At 41.5% G+C, this 16,692-nt stretch carries 17 protein-coding genes; 11 read left to right on the top strand and 6 right to left on the bottom strand.

Annotated elements, in window-relative coordinates; translation table 11 throughout:
* From HQK88_14790 to HQK88_14770, 5 genes are read left to right on the top strand one after another with little or no spacing between them, the layout of a single operon-like run.
* Complete coding sequence (locus HQK88_14790; protein ID MBF0618066.1) at positions 1-624, top strand: methyltransferase domain-containing protein; 624 nt, start codon at positions 1-3, stop codon at positions 622-624.
* Entirely contained in the window at positions 605-1,348 is a 744-nt protein-coding gene (gene pgeF, locus HQK88_14785) for a peptidoglycan editing factor PgeF (GenBank protein MBF0618065.1), read from the top strand. Before HQK88_14790 ends, pgeF begins: the two co-directional genes overlap by 20 nt.
* Positions 1,338-1,775, top strand: coding sequence for a tRNA (adenosine(37)-N6)-threonylcarbamoyltransferase complex ATPase subunit type 1 TsaE (tsaE, locus tag HQK88_14780; protein ID MBF0618064.1), 438 nt, complete (start codon positions 1,338-1,340; stop codon positions 1,773-1,775). The genes pgeF and tsaE overlap by 11 nt, the downstream gene beginning before the upstream one ends.
* Positions 1,750-2,601 (top strand): NAD(+)/NADH kinase, encoded by an 852-nt coding sequence (locus HQK88_14775; GenBank protein MBF0618063.1) that lies wholly within the window; start codon positions 1,750-1,752, stop codon positions 2,599-2,601. Before tsaE ends, HQK88_14775 begins: the two co-directional genes overlap by 26 nt.
* A 32-nt stretch (positions 2,602-2,633) precedes the next feature.
* On the top strand, positions 2,634-3,344 hold the full coding sequence (locus tag HQK88_14770) for a uracil-DNA glycosylase (GenBank protein MBF0618062.1): 711 nt from the start codon (positions 2,634-2,636) through the stop codon (positions 3,342-3,344).
* Between the two features lie 33 nt (positions 3,345-3,377).
* On the opposite strand, the gene HQK88_14765 is transcribed toward HQK88_14770, so the two are convergent.
* The 5 genes from HQK88_14765 to pdxA form a co-directional block, all read right to left on the bottom strand.
* Positions 3,378-4,709, bottom strand: coding sequence for a hypothetical protein (locus tag HQK88_14765; GenBank protein MBF0618061.1), 1,332 nt, complete (start codon positions 4,707-4,709; stop codon positions 3,378-3,380).
* Positions 4,702-5,538: a hypothetical protein gene (locus HQK88_14760; GenBank protein MBF0618060.1), complete on the bottom strand. Its 837-nt coding sequence runs from the start codon at positions 5,536-5,538 to the stop codon at positions 4,702-4,704. Before HQK88_14760 ends, HQK88_14765 begins: the two co-directional genes overlap by 8 nt.
* A gap of 2 nt (positions 5,539-5,540) precedes the next feature.
* On the bottom strand, positions 5,541-6,227 hold the full coding sequence (locus HQK88_14755; protein ID MBF0618059.1) for a hypothetical protein: 687 nt from the start codon (positions 6,225-6,227) through the stop codon (positions 5,541-5,543).
* A 177-nt stretch (positions 6,228-6,404) separates the two neighbouring features.
* On the bottom strand, positions 6,405-6,878 hold the full coding sequence (locus HQK88_14750) for a GtrA family protein (protein ID MBF0618058.1): 474 nt from the start codon (positions 6,876-6,878) through the stop codon (positions 6,405-6,407).
* Positions 6,853-7,854 (bottom strand): 4-hydroxythreonine-4-phosphate dehydrogenase PdxA, encoded by a 1,002-nt coding sequence (gene pdxA, locus HQK88_14745; protein MBF0618057.1) that lies wholly within the window; start codon positions 7,852-7,854, stop codon positions 6,853-6,855. Before pdxA ends, HQK88_14750 begins: the two co-directional genes overlap by 26 nt.
* Positions 7,855-7,972: 118 nt before the next feature.
* On the opposite strand from pdxA, the gene HQK88_14740 reads away from it, so the two are divergent.
* The 5 genes from HQK88_14740 (at position 7,973) to HQK88_14720 (ending at position 14,867) form a co-directional block, all read left to right on the top strand.
* A complete protein-coding gene (locus HQK88_14740) occupies positions 7,973-9,679 on the top strand; it encodes a response regulator (GenBank protein MBF0618056.1) in 1,707 nt (568 codons plus the stop codon).
* Between the two features lie 180 nt (positions 9,680-9,859).
* Entirely contained in the window at positions 9,860-10,120 is a 261-nt protein-coding gene (locus HQK88_14735) for a DUF5132 domain-containing protein (protein MBF0618055.1), read from the top strand.
* A gap of 4 nt (positions 10,121-10,124) precedes the next feature.
* The gene (locus tag HQK88_14730; GenBank protein ID MBF0618054.1) at positions 10,125-10,613 is read left to right on the top strand and encodes a hypothetical protein; all 489 of its coding nucleotides are present in this window, start codon (positions 10,125-10,127) and stop codon (positions 10,611-10,613) included.
* A 32-nt stretch (positions 10,614-10,645) separates the two neighbouring features.
* Positions 10,646-13,675 (top strand): cation-transporting P-type ATPase, encoded by a 3,030-nt coding sequence (locus HQK88_14725; GenBank protein ID MBF0618053.1) that lies wholly within the window; start codon positions 10,646-10,648, stop codon positions 13,673-13,675.
* A 4-nt stretch (positions 13,676-13,679) separates the two neighbouring features.
* Positions 13,680-14,867: a methionine adenosyltransferase gene (locus HQK88_14720; protein MBF0618052.1), complete on the top strand. Its 1,188-nt coding sequence runs from the start codon at positions 13,680-13,682 to the stop codon at positions 14,865-14,867.
* A gap of 23 nt (positions 14,868-14,890) precedes the next feature.
* Here HQK88_14720 and HQK88_14715 read toward each other — a convergent pair whose 3' ends face one another.
* Positions 14,891-15,262 (bottom strand): hypothetical protein, encoded by a 372-nt coding sequence (locus tag HQK88_14715; protein ID MBF0618051.1) that lies wholly within the window; start codon positions 15,260-15,262, stop codon positions 14,891-14,893.
* Positions 15,263-15,715: 453 nt separating this feature from the next.
* Between HQK88_14715 and HQK88_14710 the strand changes: the two genes are divergently transcribed.
* The coding region (locus HQK88_14710; GenBank protein MBF0618050.1) for a hypothetical protein at positions 15,716-16,692 on the top strand (977 nt) is incomplete at its 3' end.

Raw genomic sequence — 16,692 nt, 5'->3', positions numbered from 1 at the left:
GTGAAAAATGTACTGAAAACACTTTCTTTTAACACGTTTATCCCGTTTTTTTATCCTGCCTTGATGCTGCCGCTAAGGCCCTGGAGAAAGAAAGCTATCGGCATGTTAAATTTTAAAGAGGGCGACAGAGTGTTAGTGCCTGGGGTAGGCTCCGGCCATGACTTGCCGTTTATTCCTGATAACGTTGATGTTGACGGAATAGACATAAGCGATGTAATGCTTGGAATTGGGAAACTTAAAACAAAAGCATTCCGGTATGGACATAACACAATGTTACACAAGATGGATGCCGAAGACCTCAAATTTGACAGTAACAGCTTTGACAAGGCAATCCTTAGCCTGTTTCTGACCGTGGTGTTTGATCCCCGTAAGGCAATGGCTGAGATTGTACGAGTGGTAAGGCCGGGCGGTGAGATACTGGTATTTGACCATCTGTTTCGGAGCGGCGCAGTGCCTTCGACTGTGGCAAAAAGAGTTGACAGCGTTCTAAGCTACAGCTTTGCAAGCGTAACCAGAATGATTGATGACATTATAGAGGGTTTACCGGTAAAAATCGTTGATGTAAAAGAAGGCGATCCGGTTGGATTTATAAAGGGATTTTTGCTTGTTAAGAACTCAAAATGAGTCTGTCAATAACGGATATGACTTAATTTATCCTGAGATATTCAGACACAATGAAGCAGAGGGGTTTTTTACGGACGGCAGCCGCGGACTTAAAATTCAGGATGTGGCAGATTCGTCAAAACCCCTCTATATGCCACTGCAAAAACACACAGATGTTGTTGTGGTTTTAAGGAAAGGTTCATCGCTGCCAACCCCTGGCACAGTTGCCGATGCCGTTATAACTGACAGAGATGACATCATTACAGGAGTTCAGAGTGCTGACTGTGTGCCGATTTTGGTTTTTGACAGAAAGCGCAGGGTAACAGGCTCAATTCATGCCGGCTGGAGAGGAACAGCTAAGGGGATATTAAGCAACGTTCTCAGACAGTTTTTCAGTGAATTTAAGTCGGATGCGGCGGACGTGTTAATAGCTATAGGGCCCTCAATCAGGGGTTGCTGCTATGAGGTTGGAGAAGAGGTAATAAGTGCGGTTATAAGTGCCTCCGGAGAGGGCGATTATATCTATACACAGCCAACCGGGGGTAAGCACATAGATTTAAGTGTGGCCAATAAACTTCAGGCACTACGTTTGGGAGTAAATCCGGAAAACATTTGGATATCGCCTGATTGTACCTATTGCGTAAGCAAATACCATTCGTATCGGCGAGCACAGAAACAAAACACAGTGACCACGGGCAGACAGGGGGCTTTCATCACCTTTTCAACGTGCGGCGATGCGGCTTAGGAGCAGCTCAGACTGGGACACTAAGTGTATTGGGCACAAACTCGGTAAATTGCTTAGCCCAGGGGACACGGTGTTTCTTACAGGTGGGCTTGGCAGCGGCAAGACCACACTGGTTAAGGGAATAGCCGGAGCCTTCGGAATCAATGAAACCGATATAACAAGCGCAAGTTTTACGATTATTGCCGAGCATGAGGGTACTGTGCCACTCTATCATATAGACCTTTACCGGCTGGATAATTTAAGCGCTATAGATGACATAGGGCTATATGAATACATCGGAGCTGATGGAATTGCGGTCATCGAGTGGGCTGATAAACTTCAGGGGACAGAAACTGCTACAGTGACAGTTGATTTGGAGTACATTAGTGAAAATGAACGAGAAATAACCATAGAGGGAGTGGATGAACAGAGTTGGAATAATTTGTAAACGCGGCAAGAAAGAGGCCATTGAGCTTTTAAGAAAACTTGTTCCGTGGTTAAGGGAAAGGACAACAAAGGTTTGTATAGACTCGTACTCGGCACAGGAGATAGGAGAGACCGGGGTAGCGCAAGAGGAAATCTCAGAGCATTGTGATATGGTAATGGTGCTTGGCGGAGACGGCACCATGCTTGCTGCCTCGCGGCTTGTGGCGGGAAAGAACATTCCGATTTTTGGCATAAATCTGGGCGGACTGGGGTTTATCACAGAGGTAAGCATTGGTGAGGTATTTGATGTCATAGAGAAGGTAATAAACGGTAAGTGTGCGTCAGAAGACAGGATTATGTTAAATGCCTCAGTCATAAGGGATGGCAAAACGCTTGCAACTTATACGGTGTTAAACGACGTGGTTGTGACAAAAGGGGCTCTGGCAAGAATATTTGACCTTGAGATGTTTATAGACGGTGCTTATGTAACCACATTCAGAGCGGATGGATTAATTGTGTCTTCACCAACAGGCTCAACGGCTTATTCTTTATCGGCAGGAGGCCCAATACTCTATCCAACCCTGCACTGCTTCGTTGTTACGCCAATCTGTTCACACACGTTAACAAACCGGCCAATAGTGGTTAACGATGACATGTCTATAGAAATAGTGGTCGGATCTGGTAGTGAGGATGTGTATCTAACTCTTGACGGGCAGCTTGGACAGCATTTAAAGGAAAAAGACGTGGTAAGCGTCAAACGCTCAGCGCACATGACAAGACTTTTGATACCCTGTGAGAGGGACTATTTTCAGATTCTCAGGGAAAAACTGAAGTGGGGCGAAAGGTAACAGGTATGAGAAATAATGAATTTGCGGCAACTATGGTGGAATTTCTAAAAGTATATGAGGCAATTGGGTTTGAGTTTTTACCGATTTCGGGAAAAGACGAAATATTTTCATCCCAAATTGAACCTGACTCTGTCACTGAACCTATAGATAACAGCAATGAGGTCATGACGCTTCAGGCGATAAGACACGAGATAGGCAATTGCAAGCGATGTAAGCTCCACAAAACGAGAAAGAACATTGTGTTTGGTGAGGGTGACGCAAAGGCAAGGCTGATGTTTATAGGAGAGGGCCCTGGAGCAGATGAGGATGAGCAGGGGCGGCCATTTGTTGGACGCGCCGGCAAACTTCTAACCAGCCTTATAAATAAAATGGGGCTTAAGCGTGAGGATGTTTTCATAGCAAACGTGGTGAAATGCCGTCCGCCCGGAAACAGAGAGCCTGAGCAGGATGAGGTCAAAGCGTGTATAGGTTTTCTGAAAAGTCAGATTGCATCCATAACGCCTGAGGTCATAGTAACATTGGGAACGGTCGCAACTAAGGCAATTTTAGCAACTGATAGACCAATAACGCGTCTGCGCGGCGAATTCAAGGACTACAAGGGAATCAAGCTAATGCCCACATATCATCCGTCCTATTTACTGAGAAATCCGTCAGCTAAAACGGTTGTCTGGACTGATGCGCTAAAAGTACTAAAAGAGCTGGGACTTGAGGCACCTGCGCCTGCTGAAAATGCCGGTGCGTGATTGAAAATTATTCATGCTTCTGAACAATCACATCTATTCGAAATTATTATCTTTTTTTCCCTTTCTCTCTCCGATAGTTACGAGGTAGTTTTCCTCAGGTTTATCGTTTGCAAATGACGTGTCTATCTTTGAGCCATCAGGATAGGTGAATATTCCTCGACCGTCTTTTTTATTGTCTTTAAATTCCCCTTCATACTTGCTGCCGTCTGCATATGTATAAACTCCATGCCCATTTTTTTTGCCGTCTTTAAACAGCCCGGCAAACCTGGTTCCGTCTGCGTAGGTATAGTGCCCATCTCCATCACCTTTCCCATCCTTAAACTGCCCTGCATACCTGTCGCCGTTTGTGTAGGTAAAGACTCCCCACCCATTTGATTTAGCATCTTTAAAATGTCCTTCATACTTGTTGCCGTTACCAAAGGTATAAACTCCATCGCCCTCACTTTTACCGTCTTTAAACTGTCCCACGTACTTGTCTCCGTTTGCGTAGGTATAGTTTCCCTGTCCATTTACTTGTCCGTCTCTAAACACTCCAACATATTTATTGCCATTTGCGTAGGCAAGGGTTCCCTGACCGTTAAGTCCTCCGTTTTTAAACTCACCCTCATACCGTGATTTATCGTCATAAACTAGAATGCCGTAACCATTTCTGCAATCCCCCTTTATACACCCTCTTTTTCCTTCATAAATATGAGTCGGCATTGCAGTTGGTTTCACTGTTTCAGGTGAAATGGTAGTTATGGTGTTGCTATAATAGGTTCCAAAATAAAGGTTTACAGTTGCATTTATATAATTTATTTTATATACAGTTCCAATATTATCTTTACTATTAACAGATAGTAAGATACCAGCTAAAATGAGAGTGCCTTTATCGTCAAGATATAAGGCACTTCCACTATGACCCTTTTGTAAAATAAAAGTTGCCGTTTCAGATTTAATTTTGAATGTATCTGTAGCATCTGTCCCAACAATTTTTACAGTTTTTCTATTCGTTGCGCCATCCTCCTCAGCAATTATTAACTGTCCTGAAACCATTCTTTTTACCAAATTATTGATATTCTCAACAATACTATAATCTGAGCAATTTATTTTATAGTTATCTAATTTAATAACTGCTAAATCAGTAGCTGCAAATGAGGATGGAGTACCCTCGGCATGTCTGTTACCTTCAAAATATATGGTTACCGGTGGGTTAGCATTCTCCACTACATGTTTAGCGGTTATTACAAAGCAATCTTTACCAACTCTTTTAGTAATACCCCTTCCATAGTCATTACTTGCCTTAATAAAGACCTCTTCTGCAAATGAATTTGAGACGCTAAACAAAAAACACACAAGACAAATTATAAAAAGCTTATTACTCATACAATGTTTTCTCCTTTTTGGAAAATAATTTATAAATACTGTATATTGCACCTAAAATCGTATATAAAGCCGTTACAAACGTATTCTTCATAAGCAAGTCTAACCACGAGGCTGACATTCTATAAGAGTTAAAGCCTGTATGAGATAGCAATGCATATTTACCGATAGTCCTATAAGAGGCTGTCAATGCTGGTCTCTCATCAAGTAAAACAAAGCCGTACGACAAGGACTCTTGTCCTTTCATTGTAATCTGATCTCCGGCATCTAACGTACTCTCCATTACTTTATAAACATCACCCAAAATTGTCTTTCCGAGCATTGTAACCTTGCCGGAACGTAATATGGCTGCGCTCCCACACAGCTTATCATTTACAACAATGCCAAGAGTGACATCTTTCCCGATTAGTGGCAGCAATACTGTCTGACCTTTATTAACAAAGCTTGTTGTATTATCAATCGTTATTCCAATTTTTTTGCTTGTTTGAATACTGGATGAATTGTTCTCGCTCAGATATGTTCCTACCTGTTTATTGTCTTGCAATGAATCAATACTGATTGTTAAAGGTCCATTTGATACACGTTCCACAACAACATGAGAAGACGCAGATATGGTAAGAGTTCCTGTAAATACTCTTTTTGACGATTCATCCGCATTTTCAGTAATGATAGCTTTGCGTAATTCCCATTCTATTGGATTTTTTTCATCTGAATCAAATTCAATACGCTCAACCTGTGCTGTAATGTTAAATGTTGTTGTCACGTTCATTAATAGAACAAATATTACTGGGACAGCAAGAATAACTATAAAACCTATGAGTTTTGCTTTCATAATTACTGTAAAACCAATGGTAATGGAATTAACTGAAGTTTCGCGTTTGCTGCCGTAAATCTATTGACAGCAAAATTGATTTCCCCCATGTATTTATTATCCAGTAAACATTCGTTATTATAAGCTATTGATTTATCAGTAATTTTCTTGCAAACTGCAACATCCACATTAGGATTATTACTGATTACAATAGATACATTATTTGCCCAATTTAAGTAAACATAATACTTATTTGAGTTTCCAGCGATTGTCTTTTTCCAACTGGCAAACAATACCTTATCAGGACTGTCTTTACACGTCTTATTAAGTGTAGCTAATATTACTACCTGTTTATCTTTATAATTTTTTAGTTCACTGCTTTTCTTTGTGTTGGTTGGCAAAGTAAGTGCGCCACTTTTTTGATTCTTAACATCATATTCATATTGAGCTCTATAGCGTCCATCATTTGAGGTTATAGATATACATAGCTTTGCACTTTGTGTTTCAGGCATCTTTATAGTTATAAATTGGGGGTCAAAGAATGAGTTATCCACATCAACCATAGCACCTACACTGATTAAGCCTGATATAGGCACTTTGTCGTCATATGTTTCATGAAAATCTACTATTGTAACCTCAGAAAATGCAACGGATGGAACCAAACATAGCATGACAAAAGACACCATCATGTATTTTACATTCAAAAACATAAGCACCTCCACAACTTTAAACTGTATTTAATAAACCAGTTTTATAACTCGCCTCACACATATACAACGAAGTCTCACATTACTAATGTATTTACACAACGGCATATGGAACACAACCGACAACATTTAACCACATATTTCTAAACTTGTCAAGCAAAATTTAAATGAAATATGAAGCTAAGATCTAAACACAAAAAACTTGTAACCCAAAAAATTTAAGAGCAATCCGCAGGCTGTTCCACAAAGTGAGCCAATGTTGACCCAGATTTGATCCCCGATCCATGTAAGATGTAACCATGGCCTCACAACATTTACTACAAACGATGCCGATGCCACATTAACAACCATCCCAATTAAACTTACGGCTACAAAATGAGAGAATTTTCCCCCTACCCTACCTCTTTCAGATTTATACTCAAACGCCCATCTCTTATTAAGGTAATAACTAGAAATCACGGCAACAAGAAACGACACTGCTTTTTCTACGGCAAATGGCGTGCCTGTCTTAAGGCCTGTCAGAAGGGTTTCAAGATTGAGGATTGCCATATCAACTATGGTATTTAAGGCTCCTATAAGCGCAAACCTGACAAACTGTTTGATGGTTTGCTTTCTATAAGAATTTATCTCAGTCATAGCGGCATGTTGGCACATATGGCCTCAGAGTTTCAGCAAGCCTCATAGCCTCGCACATACTTTGGGGATTGACGGCACTTTTTGAGTTATAGGCAATGTCGTAGGCAGTGCCGTGATCAGGGGATGTCCGTATGATGGGTAGCCCTATTGTGATGTTAACACCGCTTTCAAAGGCTGCCATTTTTAGCGGTATAAGCCCCTGATCGTGATACATTGCTACCACGATATCCACCTGTCCTCTGTAAGCTTTATAAAACAATGTATCTGCCGGAAAAGGACCGGTTGCGGCAATACCCATCCGTGCCGCCTCCTCTATAGCCGGTACAATTTCCACTATCTCCTCCCTGCCAAATAAACCGGCCTCTCCGGCATGAGGGTTTAGCGCCGACACGGCTATCTTAGGAGTGTCTATGCCAAGCATATAGGCTGCAGCGTTAGCTAAAATGAGCGTTTTAACAACCCTGTCTTTTGTAATGAGATGCGGCACATTGGATAGCGCCTCATGGATGGTAACGAGCATCACTCTAAGAGTGCCGCCAACAAGCATCATGGCAAAGTTTTCGGTGTCAGTCAAAGCGGCAAGCATTTCAGTGTGGCCAGGATAAGGTATGCCTGCAAGTTTTAGCGCCTCTTTTGAAATCGGAGCTGTGACAAGAGCCTCACCCTCTCCATTAAGAATTAATTCCACTGCTTTTTCTATACACCGAGCGCTGAGTAAGCCGCCCTCTTTGGTTGCTCTGCGCTTTTCGTACTGTCCAGCAACTGTGACATTTACTACGTTTAGAGTTGAACCGTCAAAAATACCATCGAGTGGATTTTCAACTGTGTTTATCCTGAGAGTACTGTTGTTGATAAGCCTCATGGCATCTTTAATGACATTAATATCACCGACAAACACCGCCCTTTGTGGCCTGTACGTGAGATATGCCCTAAGCGCTGCCTCAGGCCCGATACCTCCCGGATCACCCTGTGTTATTAATATTAATCTTGACACAAAACGTATTATAGCAAACTAAGCTAAATTTTTGATTTTTCACGGACGGACTCTTTTTTCTTTAGAAAATAAAGTTTTTTGTTTGTAATACCGAATAGTGTTTATGAAGTATTAGGGAATAGAGGAGAACGAAAGGAGGCCGGAGATAGCACTAACACTGTATAATCGCGAGCAGGCGGTAGAGACTGTACTAAAAGACAAGAAATTCCTTATCGTTGACGACTACAAAGACTTCAGAGACAGCCTGAGAAGAAATCTTCTTTCTCTTGGCGCAAAATTGGTCGATATTACTGAGGAGGCAAACGATGCAATAACCAAGATTTCCACTAAACAATATGATGTAATCCTCTGCGACTATAACCTTGGAGAAGGCAAAAAGGACGGCCATCAGATATTTGAAGAGTTAGCATATAAAAAGAAAATTGGTTATTCTACAATGTTTATGATGATAACGGCTGAAAACACAATAAATTCGGTTATGGGCGTGATGGATTACCAACCGGACGGATATCTTATAAAACCATTTACCACTAAGGAACTTGTCGCGCGCATTAAGGCCACTGAAGAGAAGAAACATTTGTTTGCAGACATTGACGCAGTCATGAGGCGTAAGAATTTCACGGAGGCTATAGCCTTATGTGACGATTTACTGCAGAAAAAGCCATCTTATCGCATTGATATTTTAAAGGTAAAAGGTGAAGTTTACATGACAAACGGCGATTATAAAAATGCAGAGGATGTGTATTCATTGGTGCTAAGTAAGTACAAATTGCCGTGGGCGCAGTTTAACATGGGAAAGATCTATTTCCATACAAAGAGGTTTCAAGATGCCGCAGATACTTTTAAAGCGCTTATTGATGAAAACGATAAGTTTATACCCGTTTATGACTGGTATGCTAAAACTCTGGATGAATTAGGAGAGAAAAGCACTGCCCAGGGGGTTTTACAAAAAGCTGTAACTTTATCACCTAAAGCAATATTCAGGCAAAGGGCACTTGGCAACATCGCTTTTACTAACACTGACTTTAACACAGCAGAGTCATCCTTTAAAAATGCAATCAAACTTGGAAAAACCTCAATCTTCAAAGACTCCTCCGATTACACGCAACTTGCCAGGGTTTTTGTTAATAAGAAAGAAACCGCTAAAGCCCTTGATATGGTAAAAGATGTAATGAACGACTTTGCTGAAAATAACGAGGTTTTGCTTCAGGCTACACTGTTAAAGAGCCATATATACGCAGAAACTAAGGAAAGTGAAAAATCTATGGCGTCCTTAAAAGAGGCAGAAGACATTTATAAAAAACTTGGCGGTAAAGTTGCTCCCCAGTTAGCTATTGAGATTGCTCAGTCTTTTATTCAAAACAATGAAAAAGGCAAGGGCATGGAATTAATGAAATATATAGTAAGGAATAACTTCTCTGACAACGACATACTAAGTGTTGTACAGGACACATTTAAGGATTTGGGTATGGAGGAGGAGGGATCCGATTTTGTTTCAGAGACAAAAGCCGAAATAATCGGAATAAATAACAAAGGTGTTGATTTTATAGATAAGGGAATGCTCACAGAAGCCATAGAACTATTTGAGAAAGCTGCCGATGGTTTGCCCTCAAATTTCACTATAAATTTCAATGCACTGAAGGCAATAATTGGATATTTACAGAAGAATGGGAGAGATGACCGCTACTTATTCAAATGTGAAAAATACATTACCCGATTAAATGAGATAGAGCCTGATAACAATAAATACCTGCAACTCGTTGACAAGTATAAAAGTATAAAGTCTTCTGGTAACGGTAATATGGAAATATCTGAACTGCTTTAGTTATTGGTCTTAAAAACAAAAATTTAATATAACTGTAATAAATAATTAACACTTCTGTAACAATCTGCCCTGTAAAATAAACAAATGGTATCAAGGTTTTCCACAAGCGCAGGACGACTCAATAATTTGCTATTTTAGCATAAAAAGCCGCGTCAGGGGTAAAAAGGGGGATTAAAAAGTATGGGATTTTTTGAAGATGCCTTTAAGGGTGATACAATGAAAAGTTTTGCGATAGGGCTTGGTGCTGTGGTAATTGGCCCTGCATTGATTGGCGCTCTGGCATCGGTCGTAAAGCCGCTTACCAAAGCCGCAATAAAGGGGGCACTGGTACTAACGGCTAAGGCTAAGGTTGCAATGGCAGAGTTCGGTGAGGTAACCGAGGATATTGTGGCAGAGGCAAAGGCAGAGCTTGAGGAATCACAGGGAGATATGGAGGTTTAAGGTTATGAACAATCAAAGTCAAGCGCTTCCACAAGCTTACACCTCACACAATCTGCAGGACAGGTTGAGAATAAAAGTGCCATCCAGAAAAGGTAATGCCAAATACTTTAACAGCGTAACAGAAGAGTTGCAAAAAAACAAGACTGTTATATATGTTGAGGCTAACCATCTGACCGGAGGAGTTTTTATAAGGCACAGCGGCACTCCATCGGAAATATATGACTACTGCCGTAAAAACAACTTGTTTGACCACACCGAGGGAGCTCTGGTACCAGTAGGGAAACCAGTTGATCAGGTCGCCTCCTTAATGAAATCTTTCAGTACAAAAATAAAAAACGCTACAAACGGAGACATAGATATGGCCGATTTAGCCTTCCTGAGTCTCTTTACCACAGGAATCATGCAGCTTGCAAAAGGCAGGTTCGTTCTGCCTCCCTGGTACACGGCATTTTGGTACGCTTTTGGTCTATTTTCAAAGCGTCCTAAAAGTTAATAACATTTCATAAATAACTAATGGCAGGTCAAATGAACACAGAACCACAAGTCTTGACTGTATTACATAAAGGTGTCAAAGGCAGGATCAGATTTAAAATAAGAGGACTTTCACGTTTTAGCGGGTTTAAAGACTATCTTTATAATAACCTGTCCCAAAACGATGAGGTCATTAGCGTTACCATAAGTGCTCTAACCGAAAACGTGCTTGTTATCTATAAAGTCTCTTGTGATTTATCTACTCTGCAACAATTAGTAGAGAGATTAGCCACTGAGTATGGCATCCGGATACCGGATTTGAAAACAAAACAACCGCTGCCGTTAAAGAAAAAAAAGGCCTCAAAAAAAGTAGTTTCAAGTGAGCTAACTGAACAACCCAAAAAGCATTGGCACACAATAGCTGTGGAAAAAGTTACAGAGTTTTTCAATACATCGTTACATCATGGACTTTCTAATTTGCAAGTAAGCGAGGGCCTCATTAAGTACGGTCCTAATATGCTGCCGGATAGTGTAAAGCGCAGCGCTTTAAGTATTTTCTTAGGTCAGTTGAATTCGCTCCCTGTGTTTTTACTGTGTGCAGCGGCGGTGATTTCAGTTTCTACTGGAGGGATATTTGATGCCGCAATTGTAATGTCTGTTGTCGGTATAAATGCAGTCATTGGGTATCTCACGGAAAGTCAGGCGGAGCGCACCATCAGCGCCCTGAAAAACCTTGTAATGCCGGAGGCGGCAGTGCTCAGAGAGGGCGTTACCATTACAATCAGTTGTGAGAAAGTTGTGCCGGGGGATATATTGCTTTTACAGCCCGGCACTTTTGTTGCCGCCGATGCCAGGATTTTAACGGCAAAACATTTAAGTATAGATGAATCGGCACTGACCGGAGAAAGTATGCCGGTTGTCAAAACACCAGATGTGATTGATTACGAGGATATTCCTCTGGGTGACAGATACAACATGGCTTATATGGGAACAACAGTTACCGGAGGCCAGGCAATAGCCGTTGTAACGGCTACCGGCAGACACACAGAGCTTGGCATGATTCAGTCCATGGTTGACAGTGCCGAATCCCCCGAAACCCCGATGGAAAAACAACTAAACGTACTGGGAAATCAACTGGTATATATAAGCAGCGGGGTGTGTGCGCTGGTATTTGTTATCGGAATTTTACGCGGCTATGCGTTTTTAAGAATGTTAAACACCGCCATATCATTAGCAGTGGCTGCGGTGCCTGAGGGACTGCCCACAGTTGCAACAACCACTCTTTCTCTGGGAATAAAGAGTTTAAAACAACATGGCGTGCTTATACGAAATCTTGCAGCCGTGGAAACACTTGGCTGTTGCCAGACTATATGTTTTGATAAGACCGGAACCATCACACTAAATAAAATGACCACTGTGGCCATTCACGCAGGCCTTAAACGAATAAAAGTATCAGACAGAGGGTTTACTGTCGATTCTCAAAACATTAATGCCACTGATATGGATGAACTCAGGCTGCTTTTGGAGGTTTGCGCTCTTTGCAACGAAACTGCGGTTGAAAATGCAGGCGGAACATATAAACTAACCGGATCGCCTACCGAAAGCGCTCTTGTTAAAGCCGCCATACTGGCTGACATTGACGTCGTATCGTTACGGAATGAGTTCCCGATGCTTGAGGTATGCCATCGTTCGGAGGCTCGTAACTGTATGTCAACCATGCACGAGCTGCCACAAAACAGGCTGAACGGCCATAAAAAACTTTACGAGGACGACGAGAAAATACCAGTTGCCGTAAAGGGCAGCCCCATAGAGGTGCTTTCCATGTGCAGTAAGGTAATGATAGATGGACAGATAATCTCCTTAGATGATGAATTACGGCAGGCTATAGAAAATGAAAACGAATACATGGCCGGTAAAGCTCTCAGAATTCTGGGCGTAGCCTGGTACAACACAGACAGCATTGATCCGGTGTTTAGAAACTACAATATGGTTTGGCTAGGGCTTATAGGAATGATCGACCCAATAAGGAATGGCGTAAAGGATGTAGTCAAAACCTTTCATAATGCGGGCATAGACACGATTATGATAACCGGTGACCAGAGTCTGACGGCATATTCCATAGGCAAGGAATTGGGAATCAGCAGAAACGGAAAGCTTGAAATCGTGGACTCACGGCATCTTAAGGACCTGGAGCCGGATGTGTTAAAAAACTTGTGCGAACGCGTGGATGTTTTTGCCCGTGTGACTCCAGCCCACAAATACCAGATAGTGCAGGCTCTTCAGCAAAGCGGACGGGTTGTTGCAATGACAGGGGATGGAATAAATGACGGCCCTGCCCTTAAGGCGGCCGATATAGGGATTGCCATGGGCAAAGATGGCACCGATTTGGCAAGAGAAGTGGCTGACGTTATTTTAGAAAACGATGACCTTAGCACTATGGTTACAGCTATCAAAGAGGGACGGACTATATACGGAAACATACGGAAATCTATTCACTTTCTGCTTGCCACTAATATGAGCGAGATAATAGTTATGTTTACCACACTTGCTACGGGATTAGGGCAGCCGTTAAACACTATGCAACTGCTTTGGATAAATCTTGCCACAGATATTTTCCCGGGGTTAGCACTTGCCCTTGAGCCGCCTGAGCCGGATATACTGTCAAAGCAGCCGCGGGACCCCTCTGAACATATTTTAAATAACTCTGATATGAAAAAACTCTTAAAGGAATCATCTGCGTTAAGCCTTGGAGCGCTGGCTGCCTATGGTTATGGTTTGTGGCGCTATGGCGCCTCTCCAAAGGCTAACACTTTGGCCTTTATGACACTAACCTCAGGACAGCTTCTTCACACTCTCAGTTGCCGCTCTGATACAATCAGTATTTTTGACAAAGAGCGGCTCTCAAGAAATAAATACCTCGACATTGCGATGTCAGCCTCGTTTGCCGCTCAGATTTTGTGCGTTTTAGTGCCTCCACTTAGAAAAGTACTGGGAATCACGCCAATCGGCATTGCTGACGCTCTGGTCATAGCCGGTAACGCAGTAGTACCATATTTGTTTAACGAAAAAACTAAAAAGGGGTGAAATAATGAAAAATGATTTCGTATTTACGTCTGAATCCGTAACAGAGGGACATCCCGATAAATTGTGTGACCAAATCAGCGATGCAATCGTGGATAAGTTTCTTCAACAAGACCCGTATTCAAACATTGTGGCTGAGTGTGCCGTTTCCACTGCAATAGTGTTTATAGCGGCGAGGTTTGATTCTAAGGCAAGCGTGGATTTTACCAATGTTGCAAGGAATATGATAGACACGGTAGGGTATAATACAAAAGAGTTTAACTCTAAAACATGCAGCATTGTTACAAGCCTCAAAGAGGAGACAAACAAGCGTTATACGGAGTTTGACGAAAACTCACTCTCTGATGATGAAATAGAAAAAATTGCGGGAAAACATCAGGTAACAGTGTTTGGTTATGCCTGCGATGAGGGTCCGGAACTTATGCCAAGCCCTATAGTGTTTGCACATAAATTAGCAAGACAAATAAAATCTGCACGCATCAACAAGGTCATTCCGTACCTTACGCCCGATGGTAAAACACAGGTAGGAATCGAGTACAAAGACAACGCTCCCTACAGGGTGCACAGTATTACCGTAGTGGTTAGTCAGAATAAACATAGCGGCCCGGAGATTGATGAGTTGAGGTCAGACGTTTATGAAGCAATCATAAAACCAGTTTTTGAGGCTGAATCATTAAAGCCTGACGCTAACACCCTTATTTTTATAAATCCCGACGGACCATCCATTATAGGGGGGCCTTCTACGCACTCCGGTCTTACAGGCAGAAAAACCTCAATGGATACATACGGGGCTTATGCAAGAGGCGGAGGGGCTGCATTAAGCGGAAAAGACCCTATGAGAATGGACCGCATCGGAGCCTATGCAGCGCGGTATGCGGCAAAAAATGTTGTAGCCTCAGGGCTCGCTAAGCAGTGCGAGCTGTACCTTAGTTATTGTATAGGGCTTACCAGACCTGTGAGTCTTTACGTGGATACATACGGCACAGGCATCATACCGGATGCGGAAATTGCATCTTTAGTAAAGAAACATTTTGATTTCAGACTGGCTGCAATATTAAAGGAGTTTAATCTCAGACATCTTCCAGCTAAACACAAAAACGGATTTTATAGAAAGCTGGCCGTATTTGGCCACATGGGCAGAACAGACCTTGACGTCCCGTGGGAGAGGACCGATAAGGTACATTTACTAAAATAGCATTGTTAAAAAAAATAACAATGCTAAATTAACGCTGCAAGAAACGAAAGCGGCGTACCATCTAAGGCGCTGCCCAGAAACGCTCCGGTAAGTGTCTTATTAATTGTGTTTCCAAACTTTGAAATAGCGTTTTTAACGTATTGGTCGTTGTTGATTATCTTTGAGGGATCAAGCAGGCCAATTTGTGCCAAATTGTCAAGGATTTCTTTATGGGTTATTCTATCTGAGTCATAGCTTATTACCACACTGCCGGTTATTGGGTTTACTTTGGATATTTCAAAAGAACCATCCGCTTTAACCATATCGTGTACCTTTTGGTATCCTGAGGGGTTGTTTATCAGCCCGGGAAGTTTTATTCTTAACCTTCCTCTTACATGATGCACGTAGTGTTCCATTATTTGCCTCCTATGTAAGTGTTTTTCTTATGTTCATCCCTTTTATCCATCGCTCTGATTGTATTAAAACACACTTATAATTACAGTAATATTAAGGAAATGTTACAAGTTTGTTACAATTGTCAGTTATTGAACTTGTTGATCCTACACCCTTTTTTTTCTAATGCGTTTGCCCTGAGGCATTCACCTTGACAAAAACTATACTTTGTGACATATTATAAGTAACGGATATGTGGGTACGCTAAAAATTATTATCACTGTTTGAGTAATGGCGTGTTTTCAGTAAAGCAAAGGTAGATTTGGAAGGATAAAAATCAGGAAAGAATCAGGTTAAACTGTGTCGTTTGAAAGTGACTCGCATAAATGTATACCATCAGGGCCGAAAAACACAGACGATACAAGAGGCATTGGAAAATATGATGTTTCTCCTAATGACGTAGTCGGTGCACTCTAGTGGATGGTGAACTCTATAAGCATTATCACACTTATTTAGATTCTTTTAGAGAACTTTTACATGCTGAGGCGGATGACAATAGTTTATCTGAACTGCATAAAAAGGTGGAGGAGTTTTGTAATAAAAATTCAAATGATTTGTTGGTAAATCAGGTTTTTGCGGACACTCATTACACAAAAGCTATGATTCACCTTCATCTTGTTGCCTCTATATTTTTAAAAACAGGTGATGTAGTTTCATTTAAACGCCAGATTGAAGATGCCTCAAGCATAATCTGGAGTGTACCCTGTGTATCTGAGCTTATAGCAGACACAAGCGACAACACTCAGAGCCCCGGGATTAGAGAAACCGCGATGAAAGCAGCCCTCTGTGCATCTGTGCCCTTCCATGTGGAACCTGTTAAAGTATATATGTTCAAAAACTTAGAGATTATTGTTGGAAGCAGAAAAATACTTCCAGCCTCATGGCACAGAAAAAAAGCTCTTTATATCTTTGCTTATCTGGTATTTCATTCACACACATCTGTAAGCATAGATTCGTTAACAGATATTTTTTTTGAAGACGTACCTTTTGAAAAAGCAAAATCAACTCTGCGACAATGTATAAGAACAATAAGAGAAGCATTGCAGCCTGGCATTCCCATTAAAAAGCAATCATCTTATTTAAAAACAAACGGCAGTTCATATATTCTTACTTTGCCGGAGGGCTCTTATGTTGATGCCTTAAGGCTTGAAAAACTGATACATGAAGCAAAGGCGGCAGCTAAAGAAGATAACGATGCTTTAGCGCATTCCCTGTTTGAACCTGCGTTAAAAATATGTGCTGAGGGCGAATTTTTAAAAGATAACCCTTATAGCTGGGTCATTCCCTTAAGAGAAAAATATATTGATATGGAAATTAATGCATTACAATGGATGGCCTTTTACTATTTCAAAAATCGTGACTATGATACAGTTATAGATTATGCACATAAATG

It is taken from the genome of Nitrospirota bacterium (genome assembly GCA_015233895.1).
Taxonomy (GTDB): Bacteria; Nitrospirota; Thermodesulfovibrionia; order Thermodesulfovibrionales; family Magnetobacteriaceae; genus Magnetomonas.
Note: the sequence above shows the minus strand (reverse complement) of the source record. Positions and strands in the feature narration are given on the sequence as shown.

Excerpts from the sequence above, each read along its gene's own strand:
- tsaE (MBF0618064.1), top strand. The coding sequence starts at position 1,338 with ATGCGGCTTAGGAGCAGCTCAGACTGGGACACTAAGTGTATTGGGCAC.
- HQK88_14775 (MBF0618063.1), top strand. The coding sequence starts at position 1,750 with ATGAACAGAGTTGGAATAATTTGTAAACGCGGCAAGAAAGAGGCCATT.
- HQK88_14770 (MBF0618062.1), top strand. The coding sequence starts at position 2,634 with ATGGTGGAATTTCTAAAAGTATATGAGGCAATTGGGTTTGAGTTTTTA.
- HQK88_14765 (MBF0618061.1), bottom strand. The coding sequence starts at position 4,709 with ATGAGTAATAAGCTTTTTATAATTTGTCTTGTGTGTTTTTTGTTTAGC.
- HQK88_14760 (MBF0618060.1), bottom strand. The coding sequence starts at position 5,538 with ATGAAAGCAAAACTCATAGGTTTTATAGTTATTCTTGCTGTCCCAGTA.
- HQK88_14755 (MBF0618059.1), bottom strand. The coding sequence starts at position 6,227 with ATGTTTTTGAATGTAAAATACATGATGGTGTCTTTTGTCATGCTATGT.
- HQK88_14750 (MBF0618058.1), bottom strand. The coding sequence starts at position 6,878 with ATGTGCCAACATGCCGCTATGACTGAGATAAATTCTTATAGAAAGCAA.
- HQK88_14735 (MBF0618055.1), top strand. The coding sequence starts at position 9,860 with ATGGGATTTTTTGAAGATGCCTTTAAGGGTGATACAATGAAAAGTTTT.
- HQK88_14730 (MBF0618054.1), top strand. The coding sequence starts at position 10,125 with ATGAACAATCAAAGTCAAGCGCTTCCACAAGCTTACACCTCACACAAT.
- HQK88_14725 (MBF0618053.1), top strand. The coding sequence starts at position 10,646 with ATGAACACAGAACCACAAGTCTTGACTGTATTACATAAAGGTGTCAAA.
- HQK88_14720 (MBF0618052.1), top strand. The coding sequence starts at position 13,680 with ATGAAAAATGATTTCGTATTTACGTCTGAATCCGTAACAGAGGGACAT.
- HQK88_14715 (MBF0618051.1), bottom strand. The coding sequence starts at position 15,262 with ATGGAACACTACGTGCATCATGTAAGAGGAAGGTTAAGAATAAAACTT.